Below are 12,396 nucleotides of genomic sequence, written 5' to 3' on the forward strand. Positions count from 1 at the left end.
GCCGACCTCGGGGTCGCCTCGGGCAACGGCAAGGGGCAGATCTTCGTCAAGGGCGAGGTCATCAAGACCGTCCCGGAGTCGAAGATCGTGGAGACCCTCATCGAGGAGGCCATGAAGATCGCTGAGCGGATGGAGCAGAGCGGCGCCGCGGCAGGCGGCCCCACCGTCACGGGGACACCGACAGTGACAGTGAGTTGACAAGCGGCACGGACCGAGAGGGGGCCCGGCGTGACCATTCTGGAGAACATCCGGGGACCACGCGACCTGAAGGCGCTGTCCGAGGTGGAACTCGGTGAACTGTCCGAAGAGATACGCGAGTTCCTGGTGCACGCGGTGGCCAGGACCGGCGGTCACCTCGGGCCCAACCTGGGGGTGGTGGAGCTCACCGTCGCACTGCACCGGGTCTTCGAGTCGCCGGTCGACCGGATTCTGTGGGACACCGGTCACCAGAGCTATGTGCACAAGCTCCTGACGGGGCGCCAGGACTTCTCCAAGCTGCGCGGCAAGGGGGGACTGTCCGGCTATCCCTCGCGCGAGGAGTCCGAGCACGACGTCATCGAGAACAGCCACGCCTCCACGGCGCTCGGCTGGGCCGACGGACTCGCCAAGGCGCGCCAGGTGAGAGGGGAGGAAGGGCACGTCGTCGCCGTCATCGGTGACGGCGCGCTGACCGGCGGCATGGCCTGGGAGGCGCTGAACAACATCGCGGCCGCCAAGGACCGGCCGCTGATCATCGTCGTCAACGACAACGAGCGGTCCTACGCGCCGACCATCGGCGGCCTCGCCAACCACCTGGCCACCCTGCGCACCACCGACGGCTACGAGAAGGTGCTGGCCTGGGGCAAGGACGTCCTGCAGCGCACCCCGATCGTCGGCAACACCCTCTACGAGTCGCTGCACGGCGCGAAGAAGGGCTTCAAGGACGCGTTCGCACCGCAGGGCATGTTCGAGGACCTGGGGCTGAAGTACCTCGGTCCGATCGACGGACACGACATCGGGGCCGTCGAGTCGGCGCTGCGCCGCGCGAAACGCTTCCACGGCCCCGTCCTGGTCCACTGCCTCACCGAGAAGGGCCGCGGCTACGAACCCGCCCTCGCCCACGAGGAGGACCACTTCCACACCGTCGGCGTGATGGACCCGCACACGTGTGCGCCCCTCGCCCCGTCCGACGGCCCGTCCTGGACCTCGGTGTTCGGCGACGAGATCGTGAGGATCGGCGAGGAGCGGGACGACGTCGTGGCGATCACCGCCGCCATGCTGCACCCGGTGGGCCTGGGCAGGTTCGCCGAGCGCTTCCCGGACCGGGTGTGGGACGTCGGCATCGCCGAGCAGCACGCGGCCGTCTCCGCGGCGGGCCTCGCGACCGGCGGACTGCACCCGGTCGTCGCCGTCTACGCCACCTTCCTCAACCGTGCCTTCGACCAGCTGCTGATGGACGTCGCGCTGCACCGCTGCGGGGTCACCTTCGTGCTGGACCGGGCCGGTGTGACCGGCGTCGACGGGCCCTCCCACAACGGCATGTGGGACATGTCCGTGCTCCAGGTCGTGCCGGGCCTCAGGATCGCCGCCCCGCGCGACGCCGGCCAGCTGCGCGCCCAGCTGCGCGAGGCCGTCGCCGTGGACGACGCGCCGACGCTGGTCCGCTTCCCGAAGGAGTCGGTGGGACCGGAGGTCCCGGCGGTCGGCCGGGTGGGCGGCATGGACGTGCTGCACCGGGCCGAGCGGCCCGAGGTGCTCCTGGTCGCCGTCGGCGTGATGGCTCCCGTGTGCCTGCGGGCCGCCGAGCTGCTCCAGGCGCGCGGCATCGGCTGCACCGTCGTCGACCCGCGCTGGGTCAAGCCCGTCGACCCGGCGCTGCCGGGCCTGGCGGCAGGGCACCGGCTGGTGGCCGTGGTCGAGGACAACAGCCGCGCGGCCGGCGTCGGCGCCGCGGTGGCCCTCGCGCTGAGCGACGCCGAAGTCGACCTGCCGGTGCGGCGGTTCGGCATTCCCGAGCAGTTCCTCGCGCACGCCAAGCGCGGGGAGGTGCTGGCCGACATCGGTCTCACACCGGTCGAGATCGCCGGACGGATCAGCGCGAGCCTGGCCGTCGGGGAGCAGGCCGGGGCCGGCACGGCAGTCAAGGAGAAAGCCGAATGACCACGGAGTTCGACCTCGGCAGACTCCTGTCCGAGCGCGGAGCCGAACGCTACGAACTGCACGCCAGGCACCTCAACCACCAGCTGCCGCGCATGTTGCGCACCATCGGCTTCGACAAGGTTTACCAGCGGGCCGAGGGCGCGTACTTCTGGGACGCCGACGGCAACGACTACCTGGACATGCTCTCCGGGTTCGGGGTGATGGGCCTGGGCCGGCACCACCCCGTGGTCCGCAAGGCGCTGCACGACGTGCTGGACGCCCAGCTCGCCGACCTGACCCGCTTCGACTGCCAGCCGCTGCCCGGACTACTGGCGGAACGGCTGCTCACCCACAGCCCGCACCTGGAGAGGGTGTTCTTCGGCAACAGCGGCACGGAGGCGGTGGAGACCGCGCTGAAGTTCGCCCGCCGGGCGACCGGAAAGCCGCGGATCCTGTACTGCGAGCACGCTTTCCACGGCCTGACCACCGGCTCGCTGTCCGTCAACGGCGAGGACGGCTTCCGCACCGGCTTCGCCCCGCTGCTGCCCGACACCGCCGTCCCGCTCGGCGACCTCGACGCGCTCGAGAGGGAACTGCGCAAGGGCGACGTGGCCGCCCTGATCGTCGAGCCGGTCCAGGGCAAGGGCGTGCACGAGGCCCCGCCCGGCCATCTGCGCGCCGCCCAGGAACTGCTGCACCGGCACAAGGCGCTGCTCATCGCCGACGAGGTGCAGACCGGCCTCGGCCGCACCGGGGACTTCTACGCCTACCAGCACGAGGACGGCGTCGAACCGGACCTGGTGTGCGTGGCCAAGGCCCTCTCCGGCGGCTATGTGCCGGTGGGCGCGACCCTCGGCAAGGACTGGATCTTCAAGAAGGTCTACTCGTCGATCGACCGCGTCCTGGTCCACTCGGCGAGCTTCGGATCCAACGCCCAGGCCATGGCGGCGGGACTGGCCGTGCTGTCGGTGATGGAGAACGAGCAGATCGTCGCGAACGCCCGGGCCACGGGCGAGCTGCTGAAGTCCCGGCTGGCGGCGCTGAAGGACCGGTACGAGCTGCTCGCCGACGTGCGCGGCCGGGGCCTGATGATCGGCATCGAGTTCGGCCGGCCGACGTCGCTGCGGCTGCGCGGGCGCTGGACCATGCTGCAGGCGGCCCGCAAGGGGCTGTTCGCGCAGATGGTGGTCGTCCCGCTGCTGCAGCGGCACCGTATCCTGACCCAGGTCTCCGGCGACCACCTGGAGGTGATCAAGCTGATCCCGCCGCTGATCGTCGGGGAGGCGGAGGTCGACCGGTTCGTGGACGCCTTCACCGCCGTGATGGACGACGCGCACGGCGGCGGGCTGATGTGGGACTTCGGCAAGACACTGGTCAAGCAGGCCGTTGCCAACCGGTGAGGCGACACCTGCCGGCTTTGCCTCTGAGGCAATGAATTTGCCCCAGAGGCAAGTCTGCCGCTGAAATGGAGGAATGAACTCCCCCGAGTCCCGGCCCTCGGCGGGGCCGGTCGAGGACCTGCCCGCCGTCGCGCCGCAGCTGCGCGCGCTGCGCCGCCGTGCCTCCCTGACCCTGGAGGCGGCGGCCCGCGCCGCCGGACTGTCGCCCGCCCACCTCTCCCGCCTGGAGACGGGGCAGCGCCAGCCCTCGCTGCCGATGCTGCTCGCGCTCGCCCGCATCTACGGTACGACCGTGTCCGAACTGCTCGGCGAGACGGTCGCCGGCCAGGACGCGATCGTGCGCACCGGGGACATGGAGCCGACGCGGGCCGGCGGCTGGACGTACTGGCAGACCGGCGCGCCCGGGCGCGGGATGCAGGCCCTCAAGGTCCACGTCCCCCACGGCTCCCAGGGCGACATCGTGCGCGTGCACCCCGGCGAGGAGTGGCTGTACATCCTCAAGGGGCGGCTCCGGCTGCGCCTCGGGGACACCGCGCACCTGCTCGCGCCGGGCGACAGCGCGCACTTCGACTCGCTGACCCCGCACCGCATCGCCGCCGAGGACCCTGACGGGGTCGAGCTCCTGTTCGTCCACACCCTGCTGCAAAGCCCCACGGCCGCCCTGTGCCTGGGGCCCCTCACCGGAGAGATGCCATGAGCAACATGGAAGAGAAGTTCCCGCGCGCCCTGTGGATCCGGCTCGTCATCTACACCGTCGTCGGGCACTTCTTCGCCGGGTTCATCTGGTTCCTGTTCTCGGTCGGCGCCAAGTGACGGCGGCTGACGCCGCGTGAGGGCCGGTCAGTCCAGCAGCCGCTCGCGCAGCCGCTCCCGGATCCCGGGGGTCAGCCTCAGCCCGCGCTCCAGGTAGGGCTCGACGCCGCCCCAGGTCTCCTCGATGGTCTCCAGGGCCGCCGCCAGGTACTCGGCGCGCGCGTCGAACAGGGGGCTGAGCAGCTCCATGACCTCGGGGGAGTAGGCCGAGGGCGAGGTGCCGCTGCGGTACACCCTGTAGCGGCGGTGCTTGGCGTTCGACTCCAGGTAGTCCGCGACGATCGCGTCCCGCTCCACGCCCAGGGCGAGCAGCGTCACCGCGATCGACAGACCCGCACGGTCCTTGCCCGCGGCGCAGTGCATCAGGACCGGGACGCTGTCGTCGGCGAGCGCGTGCAGCACCCGGGAGTGCTCGCCGGTGCGCTCCTTGACGATCATCCGGTAGGAGGCGATCATCCGGTGCGCCCCCTTGCCGTCGGCCAGGATGGAGCGCAGCTGGTCGAGGTCGCCGTCGCGGACCATCCGCCAGAACTCCGCGCCGTCCGCCGGGTCGCTCAGCGGCAGGCTCACATGGCGCACCCCGGGCAGTTCGACGTCCGGCCCCTCGAGCCCGACGTCGGCCGCGTTGCGGAAGTCGAAGATCGTGTGCAGGCCCAGGGAGCCGAGGAAGGCCGCGTCCTCGCCGGTCGCGTGCGCGAGGTGGCCGCTGCGGAACAGCACCCCCCGGCGCACCCGCCGCCCGTCCACGGTCGGCAGCCCGCCCACGTCACGGAAGTTGCGCACTCCGGCCAGCTCGGGCTCGGTCGAGGGGACCTGCGTCACGGGGGCTCCTCCCTTTCGGCCCCGCCGTCACGGCTCGTCGGCGGGCGCGGCTTCGACCATACGACACGACTTCCTGGGGCAACGAGTTGTCCACAGGCGTTGCCCGGGAGCCCCCTCCACCCGGATGATGTCCGTGCTTGCGCGGACCTGTCCGGATCTGTGGGGGAAGCATGCTCCAGACCACTCACGACGGCCGTACGTGGCTGCTGACCGGGCCCACGAGCGGTTACGCCCTCCATCTCACCGAGCACGGCGAACTGCGCCACCTGCACTGGGGCCCACGCATCGAGCTCGCCGACGCCGAGACCCTGGCCGCCCGCCCGCTGCCGGACCCCTGGCCCTTCGAGTCCGCGCTCGACGGGCACGAGGAGTACCCCGTCGAGGGCGGCCCCCGCTTCGTACGGCCCGCGCTGTCCGTGCGCACCGCCGAACGGCGCGGCACCGAATGGACCTTCGAGAGGTACGAGACCGGGGGCGGTGAACTGCGGCTGCGGTTCTGCGACTCGGGGCTGGGCATCACCCTGCACTACCGCATGCGCGGCGACGTCGTCGAGCGCCGGGTCACCCTCGACAACCAGGGCCCCGGCACGGTGGAGCTGCTGCGCGCCGACTCCGCCACCTGGACCCTGCCCCACCGCGAGGGCTGGCGGCTGTCCCAGCTGCACGGCCGCTGGGCCGCCGAGTCCCGCCTGGTGCGCACCGGCCTCACCTACGGCGAGAAGGTCCTCGGCAGCCGCCGCGGCCACACCGGCCACCAGCACCTGCCCTGGGTCGCCCTCGACACCAGCGCCACCGAGGAGCACGGCGAGGTCTACGGCTGCGCGCTGGGCTGGTCCGGCTCCTGGCGGATCGCCGTCGCCCAGCTCCCGGACGCGCGCGTGCAGATCACCGGCGGCGCCGGGTACGACGACTCGGGGCTGCTGAGGCTCAGGGCCGGGGAGTCGTACACCACCCCGGTCTTCGCCGGGCTGTGGAGCGGCGGCGGCCACGGCGGCGCGAGCCGTACCTGGCACGCCTACCAGCGGACGTACGTCGTCCCGGACGCGGACCGGGACCGGCCGGTGCTCTACAACTCCTGGGAGGCCACGGGGTTCGACATCTCCGAGGAGCGGCAGCGGGCGCTCGCGCGGCGGGCGGCGGCGGCCGGCGTGGAGCTGTTCGTGGTCGACGACGGCTGGTTCGGCGCCCGTACCAGTGACCGCGCGGGTCTCGGCGACTGGCGGCCCCACCCCGACCGGTTCCCCGGCGGCCTGAAACCGCTGGCCGACCATGTGCACGGCCTCGGCATGGAGTTCGGCATCTGGGTCGAGCCGGAGATGGTCAACCCCGACAGCGACCTGTACCGCGCGCACCCCGACTGGGTGCAGCACCAGCCGGGGCGGAAGCGGACGGAGTTCCGCAACCAGCTCGTGCTCAACCTCGCGCGCGAGGACGTCCAGGAGTACCTGTGGGAGCAGCTCCACGCCCTGCTCTCCAGCGCCCCGATCGACTATGTGAAATGGGACTTCAACCGCTGCTTCACCGACGCCGGCTGGCCCGGGGAGCCGTACCCGCAGCGCCTGTGGGCCGACCACGTGCGCGCGCTGTACGCCCTGCTGGACCGGCTGCGGGCCGCGCACCCGCGGGTGGCCTTCGAGTCCTGCTCGGGCGGCGGCGGCCGGATCGACCTCGGCATCCTGTCCCGTACGGACCAGGTGTGGACCTCCGACAACACCGACCCGCTCGACCGGCTCGCCGTCCAGCACGGCTTCAGCCACATCCATCCCGCGCGGGTCATGGCCGCCTGGGTCACCGACAGCCCGAACAGCATGCTCAACGGGCGCGCCAGCAGCCTGCGTTTCCGCTTCGTGAGCGCCATGGCCGGGGTGCTCGGGGTGGGCGGCGACCTCACCCGGTGGACGGAGGAGGAACTGGCCGAGGCCCGGGACTGGATCGCCCTCTACAAGGAGATCCGGCCCGTGGTCCAGCGCGGCGACCTGTACCGGCTGCGGCCGCCGCGGGGCGGGCTGAGCGCGGTGCAGTACGTCCGCGGGGGCGAGACCGTCGTCCTCGCCTGGCTCCAGGCGCAGCACCACGGCGAGCCGCCGCCCGCGCTGCGGCTGCGCGGCCTCGATCCGGCGGCGTCCTATGCCTGCCGGGACACCGGGGAAGTGCACCGGGGGGCCGTGCTGCTGCACCACGGGATGCGCACCGGGCTGCGGGGCGACTTCGACGCGGCGGTCATCCGCCTCCGCCGCATCTGATGCATCCGACGCATCTGAGTCCTGTGTCCGAATTGCAGCCTTGGTTGAAACTCGTCCCGGAATGAGGGGTGCTGGAGCCGTCCGCGTGACAAGCCTCATAGTGGTGACGGTGCGTTGTTTGTTGTGTTCATGTAATTCTGGGGCTTGTCCAGCGGATTGAAGGACGGGCGGGAGATCGAACTCACGCGGCGTGACTGCTGGTTCCCGTGATGGGCCGAGCGAAACGTGCGAAAGGGGAACCGTCTGCTTGTCCCCGCGCGTCCTGGTCGCCTACGGTCCACATCGATCCGGACGGACGCCGAATCCTGCCGCTGTCCGGAACCCGCACACTCACCCGTGCACGGCAGGAGCGGGGGACCCACAGGAACCACCGCCTGTCCCGGTCCCCGGGAACAGGCTCGGGGTGAAGCCGCATCACGCGGCCGGGCGGCTCCAGCCCGAACCCGACAGCTCACCTCGCAGGCGCCGGAGAGGAATTCGCCATGCCCGCGAAGGGTAAGCACCGCCGTCCGAAGACCCAGCGTCTCACCCGTTCCCTCGCCGCCGCCGGAACCGGTGGCGCCGCCCTCGCCCTGCCGTTCGTCGGGGCGGCCGGCGCGCACGCGGCCCCCGCGCACTCCGTCGCGGAAGAGACCGTACGGACCGTGCCGGTGACCGGGAAGAAGGCCGCCGCCAAGGAAGCGGACGTACGGACCTACACCGTCCGGGCCGGCGACTGCCTCTCGGCGATCGCCGAGGAGCAGGACGTCCGCGGCGGCTGGCAGCAGCTCTACGCGGACAACCGCCAGGCCGTCGGCGACGACCCGTCGCTGATCCACCCGGGCCTGGAACTCGCCCTCGATGGCCGGGCCGCGCCGACCGCCACCACCCAGGTGCCCAAGCCCTCCGCTCCGAAGGCGGCGAAGACGGCGAAGGGGGCGAAGGCGGCGAAGGCGAAGAAAGCCCCCCGGGCCCCCCAGGCCCCCCGGACCGCCGGGGCCGTCTCCACCGGCTTCACCCTCCCGGTGGCCGGAAGCGGCGTCGGCACCGGCTACCGCGTGGCCGGCGGCATGTGGTCCAGCGGCTACCACACCGGTGTCGACTTCGCCGTGCCGACCGGCACCTCCGTCAAGGCCGTCGGGGCCGGCACGGTCGTCTCCGCGGGCTGGGGCGGCGCCTACGGCCACCAGGTCGTCATCAGGCTGAACGACGGCCACTACGCCCAGTACGCCCACCTGTCGTCGCTCTCCGTCTCGGCCGGCCAGAGCGTGAGCGCGGGGCAGCGGCTCGGCCTGTCCGGCGCCACCGGCAACGTGACCGGCCCGCACCTGCACTTCGAGGTCCGCACCACGCCGGACTACGGCTCGGACGTCGACCCGGTCGCCTACCTCCGCTCGCACGGCGTCGCCTTCGGCTGAGGACCGGGTGTCCCCTCGACGTGGCTCATCTCACCGTCCGTCAACCCCTGCCTACGGTCGCGTAGGTCACATTCGAAGGTGAATCATGGGCCGATGTGGCAGACGATTCGAAGAATGACAGCAGATCAGTGATCGGGTCGTACGTGGCGGTGGGGGACAGCTTCACCGAGGGCGTCGGCGACCCCGGCCCCGACGGGGCGTTCGTCGGCTGGGCCGACCGGTTCGCCGTACTGCTCGCCGACCGGCGGCCCGAAGGCGACTTCCGGTACACCAACCTCGCCGTGCGCGGAAAGCTGCTCGACCAGATCGTGGCTGACCAGATCCCGAAGGCCGCCGAACTCGCCCCCGACCTGGTCTCGTTCTGTGCGGGCGGCAACGACATCATCCGCCCCGGCACCGACCCGGACGACGTGGCCGAGCGCTTCGAGAAGGCGGTCGCCCGGCTCACCGCCGTCGCCGGCACCGTGATGGTGACCACCGGCTTCGACACCCGGGGCGTGCCCGTGCTCAAGCACCTGCGCGGCAAGATCGCCACGTACAACGGGCACGTACGGGCCATCGCCGACCGCTACGGCTGTCCGGTGCTCGACCTGTGGTCGCTGAAGACCGTCCAGGACCGCCGCGCCTGGGACCACGACCGCCTGCACCTCTCACCCGAGGGGCACACGCGCGTGGCGCTGCGCGCCGGCCAGGTCCTCGGCGTCGATGTCCCGGCCGACCCGGAGCAGCCCTGGCCGCCGCTGCCGCCGCGCGGCACGCTGGAGCTCCGCCGCGACGACGTGCACTGGGCACGCGAGTACCTGGTGCCGTGGATCGGCCGCCGGCTGCGCGGCGAGTCCTCGGGCGACCGGGTGACGGCCAAGGGCGCCCTGTCGCCGGACGACATCAGGATGCGGATCGAGTCGGTGGCCTGACGGCCGACGCGCTCGGCACCTCCCGCGCCGGGCCCGGTTCCCGGGCGGGTGCCTCGTCCACCCGCCGCCGGGCCCGGGCGCGGGAGACCGCGCCGACGGGGTCCCGGACGACCGGCCGCACGCGTCACTCCCGTGCGGCGACCCCACCCGTGCCCGCTGCGGCACCCGGCACCTCGCACGAGTCCTTGAAGCCCTGACTCGTCAGCCCCAGGGCGGAGTTGAGCCGCGAACGCAGATTCTCCACGGCCACCATCGCCGTCAGCTCCACCAGGGCCGGCTCCCCCAGCCGGTCGCGCAGCCGGGCGGCCAGGTCGTCGTCCACGGTGGGCGGAGTGGCCGTCATGGCCTCGGCGTACGCCATGACGTCGCGCTCCAGCGGCGTATAGGCGTCGCTGTCCCGCCACACGGGGACGTCCTGCAGCTTCCGGGCGTCCATACCGCGCTCCCGGCCGACCCAGTAGCCGAAGTCCATGCACCACGAGCACCCGATCGCGGCGGCCGACGCCATCTCGGCGAGCGCCTTCAGAGCGGGGTCGAGCTTGTTCCACTTCGCCACCGACTGCTCGAACCGCAGATCGCTCCGCAGCACCCGCGGGTTGTGCGCGAGCGCCCGGGCGGGGTCCAGCACCTTGCCGTAGGCGCGCTTGCTGTACCACTCCACAAGACGGAAGAAGCGGGTCCGGGGCGGAGTGAGCGAGACGCGGGCCATGGCGGCCACCTCCAGTACATCGGTTCCGTCGGCACCGCGCGGGTGCCCTCACCGGATACGACGGACGGGAGCGCGCTCGTGTGACATCGGACTGTCGGAGGGGCCCTTCATAATGGAAGACCTGACCGACTCCACTGGAGGCATCGTGGCAGGGTTCCGTCCTCTGAGTTCCGGGCTCCGCGCCCTGCGGCCCGCGGCCTTCGGCGCGGACCCCGACGGAGAGCGCATGGCGCGCATCCGCCGGTCACCGCACTTCGAGGACGGCGTCTTCCAGAACCCCGGAGGTCCCGCACGGACCCGGCCCTCCGGCTCGATGCTCGACTTCGCGAAGCTCTACTTCGACAAGGACGAGCGCCCCCGCCGCGCCCCGCGAGACCCCGTGCCCGTGCACGCCACCACGCTCGCCGACCTGGCCAGGCCCGCGGTCACCGGTCTGCGGCTGACCTGGCTGGGCCACTCCAGCGTGCTCGCGGAGATCGACGGACAGCGGGTGCTCTCCGACCCCGTGTGGGGCGAGCGCTGCTCCCCCTTCCCCTTCGCCGGACCCCGGCGGCTGCACCCGGTGCCGCTGCCGCTGGCCGCGCTCGGCCCGGTCGACGTCGTCGTCATCTCCCACGACCACTACGACCACCTGGACATGCCCACCGTCAAGGCGCTGGCCGGCACGGACACCGTCTTCGCGGTACCGCTCGGCGTCGGCGCCCACCTGGAGCACTGGGGCGTGTCCGAGACCCGGATACGCGAACTGGACTGGCACGAGTCCACCGGGGTCGGCGGCCTCACCCTGACCGCCACCCCGGCCCGCCACTTCTGCGGCCGCGCCCTGCGCAACACCCAGCACACCCTGTGGGCCTCCTGGGTCGTCGCCGGCGAGGAGCACCGGATCCACCACAGCGGCGACACCGGCTACTTCGACGGCTTCAAGGACATCGGAGCGGAACACGGCCCGTTCGACGCGACGATGATCCAGATCGGCGCCTACTCGGAGTTCTGGCCCGACATCCACATGACCCCTTCCGAAGGGGTTCAGAGCCACCTCGATCTGCAGCAGGGCCGGCCGGGCGGTGTCATGCTGCCGGTCCACTGGGCGACGTTCAACCTCGCGTTCCATCCGTGGGCGGAGCCGGGGGAGTGGACGCTGGCCGCGGCCGGCGCGGTCGGACAGACGGTCGCCCTCCCCGTTCCAGGCCGGCCCTTCGAGCCTGCCGGGGACCTGCCCACGCGTCCCTGGTGGCGGGATGTGTCCCTGCCGCTGAACCGCGAGTGGCCCGTTCCGGAGATCACTCCGGTGGCGTCTCGTGACGACCTCGACCTCGTGGGCGGGGGCTGACCCGTGGACATCGAAGAGGGTGGCGGAAGTCCTGGCAGCCATGCCGGGGGCCGAGCGAGAGCAGGCCCTGCGAGTCGTCGACGGGCCACCGCGTCGGCAGAGCCAGGAACGAGCGTCGGAGTTCCGGCCGTTGCCCTCCGCCGACCGTAGGGACGCGAGTGTCCGAGTGACAGCCCCGCATGAGCGAGCGACGCGCGATCCTCGACGGATCGACCTACGAGGAGCAGATCGGCTGTGCCCGAGCCGTGGCCGACGGCGACTGGGTGCGCGTATCCGGGGCGACCGGCTCCGACTATCGCACGATGACCATCTCGGACGACGACGTCGAGCAGGCCGAGCAGTGCCTCCGCACCATCGAATACGCGCTGGAGGAAGCGGACCGCACCTTCGCGGACGTCGTCCGGGTGCGTTGTCTCCTCCTCGACCGCGACGGCTTCGGGCCGTGCCGGCACCTGCTCCGCGGCCGCTTCGGCGACGTTCGGCCCGCCGTCAAGATGGTGGTCTGCGACCTGGCCGGCCCCGAATGAGGATCGAGATCGAGGCGTACGCCCGCCGCCGGAACCTCACGGGGTGCGCCCGTGTCTGATCGCCGCACCGGCTGAGTACGATCACCTACGCCGGTCTGAGTACGCGAGCGGTTGTCCGCCGCG

11 protein-coding genes, 1 pseudogene and 1 riboswitch are annotated in these 12,396 nt (G+C 72.0%); of the genes and pseudogenes, 10 read left to right on the plus strand and 2 right to left on the minus strand.

All coding sequences use genetic code 11. From position 1 onward, the window contains the following. From C1I97_RS19295 to C1I97_RS19315, 5 genes and pseudogenes are all read left to right on the plus strand, one after another. Positions 1 to 198 (plus strand): annotated as a pseudogene (locus C1I97_RS19295) (flavodoxin-dependent (E)-4-hydroxy-3-methylbut-2-enyl-diphosphate synthase); the annotation flags it as partial. Between the two features lie 30 nt (positions 199 to 228). Beyond that, on the plus strand, positions 229 to 2,139 hold the full coding sequence (gene dxs / locus C1I97_RS19300; RefSeq protein ID WP_111004466.1) for a 1-deoxy-D-xylulose-5-phosphate synthase: 1,911 nt from the start codon (positions 229 to 231) through the stop codon (positions 2,137 to 2,139). Beyond that, entirely contained in the window at positions 2,136 to 3,518 is a 1,383-nt protein-coding gene (locus C1I97_RS19305) for an aspartate aminotransferase family protein (RefSeq protein WP_111004467.1), read from the plus strand. The genes dxs and C1I97_RS19305 overlap by 4 nt, the downstream gene beginning before the upstream one ends. 73 nt (positions 3,519 to 3,591) lie before the next feature. Beyond that, a complete protein-coding gene (locus C1I97_RS19310) occupies positions 3,592 to 4,215 on the plus strand; it encodes a helix-turn-helix domain-containing protein (protein WP_111004468.1) in 624 nt (207 codons plus the stop codon). Then, on the plus strand, positions 4,212 to 4,331 hold the full coding sequence (locus C1I97_RS19315; RefSeq protein WP_111004469.1) for a DUF6126 family protein: 120 nt from the start codon (positions 4,212 to 4,214) through the stop codon (positions 4,329 to 4,331). The genes C1I97_RS19310 and C1I97_RS19315 overlap by 4 nt, the downstream gene beginning before the upstream one ends. A gap of 27 nt (positions 4,332 to 4,358) precedes the next feature. Here C1I97_RS19315 and C1I97_RS19320 read toward each other — a convergent pair whose 3' ends face one another. Then, complete coding sequence (locus tag C1I97_RS19320) at positions 4,359 to 5,153, minus strand: tyrosine-protein phosphatase (RefSeq protein WP_111004470.1); 795 nt, start codon at positions 5,151 to 5,153, stop codon at positions 4,359 to 4,361. A gap of 170 nt (positions 5,154 to 5,323) precedes the next feature. On the opposite strand from C1I97_RS19320, the gene C1I97_RS19325 reads away from it, so the two are divergent. The 3 genes from C1I97_RS19325 (at position 5,324) to C1I97_RS19335 (ending at position 9,707) form a co-directional block, all read left to right on the plus strand. After that, positions 5,324 to 7,396, plus strand: a complete 2,073-nt coding sequence (locus C1I97_RS19325) for an alpha-galactosidase (protein WP_111004471.1) — start codon at positions 5,324 to 5,326, stop codon at positions 7,394 to 7,396. A gap of 321 nt (positions 7,397 to 7,717) precedes the next feature. After that, positions 7,718 to 7,874: riboswitch (cyclic di-AMP (ydaO/yuaA leader) on the plus strand. Positions 7,875 to 7,878: 4 nt separating this feature from the next. After that, positions 7,879 to 8,793: a M23 family metallopeptidase gene (locus C1I97_RS19330; RefSeq protein WP_111004472.1), complete on the plus strand. Its 915-nt coding sequence runs from the start codon at positions 7,879 to 7,881 to the stop codon at positions 8,791 to 8,793. A 128-nt stretch (positions 8,794 to 8,921) separates the two neighbouring features. Beyond that, positions 8,922 to 9,707, plus strand: coding sequence for an SGNH/GDSL hydrolase family protein (locus tag C1I97_RS19335; protein ID WP_111004473.1), 786 nt, complete (start codon positions 8,922 to 8,924; stop codon positions 9,705 to 9,707). A 124-nt stretch (positions 9,708 to 9,831) separates the two neighbouring features. On the opposite strand, the gene C1I97_RS19340 is transcribed toward C1I97_RS19335, so the two are convergent. After that, positions 9,832 to 10,416, minus strand: coding sequence for a carboxymuconolactone decarboxylase family protein (locus C1I97_RS19340; protein WP_111004474.1), 585 nt, complete (start codon positions 10,414 to 10,416; stop codon positions 9,832 to 9,834). A 145-nt stretch (positions 10,417 to 10,561) separates the two neighbouring features. Here C1I97_RS19340 and C1I97_RS19345 point away from each other — a divergent pair, with 145 nt between their 5' ends. Both C1I97_RS19345 and C1I97_RS19350 read left to right on the plus strand, forming a co-directional pair. Further along, complete coding sequence (locus tag C1I97_RS19345) at positions 10,562 to 11,746, plus strand: MBL fold metallo-hydrolase (RefSeq protein WP_111004475.1); 1,185 nt, start codon at positions 10,562 to 10,564, stop codon at positions 11,744 to 11,746. A gap of 179 nt (positions 11,747 to 11,925) precedes the next feature. Beyond that, the gene (locus tag C1I97_RS19350; protein WP_309147811.1) at positions 11,926 to 12,273 is read left to right on the plus strand and encodes a Rid family hydrolase; all 348 of its coding nucleotides are present in this window, start codon (positions 11,926 to 11,928) and stop codon (positions 12,271 to 12,273) included. Positions 12,274 to 12,396: the final 123 nt, after the last annotated feature.

The sequence above is a fragment of the Streptomyces sp. NTH33 genome, assembly GCF_003236365.1.
In the GTDB taxonomy this organism is placed as follows: domain Bacteria; phylum Actinomycetota; class Actinomycetes; order Streptomycetales; family Streptomycetaceae; genus Streptomyces.

What these genes read in the sequence shown, in the direction of transcription:
- C1I97_RS19305 (WP_111004467.1), top strand. Translation starts at nt 2,136, where the DNA reads ATGACCACGGAGTTCGACCTCGGCAGACTCCTGTCCGAGCGCGGAGCC.
- C1I97_RS19330 (WP_111004472.1), top strand. Translation starts at nt 7,879, where the DNA reads ATGCCCGCGAAGGGTAAGCACCGCCGTCCGAAGACCCAGCGTCTCACC.
- C1I97_RS19315 (WP_111004469.1), top strand. Translation starts at nt 4,212, where the DNA reads ATGAGCAACATGGAAGAGAAGTTCCCGCGCGCCCTGTGGATCCGGCTC.
- C1I97_RS19340 (WP_111004474.1), bottom strand. Translation starts at nt 10,416, where the DNA reads ATGGCCCGCGTCTCGCTCACTCCGCCCCGGACCCGCTTCTTCCGTCTT.
- C1I97_RS19350 (WP_309147811.1), top strand. Translation starts at nt 11,926, where the DNA reads ATGAGCGAGCGACGCGCGATCCTCGACGGATCGACCTACGAGGAGCAG.
- C1I97_RS19310 (WP_111004468.1), top strand. Translation starts at nt 3,592, where the DNA reads ATGAACTCCCCCGAGTCCCGGCCCTCGGCGGGGCCGGTCGAGGACCTG.
- C1I97_RS19325 (WP_111004471.1), top strand. Translation starts at nt 5,324, where the DNA reads ATGCTCCAGACCACTCACGACGGCCGTACGTGGCTGCTGACCGGGCCC.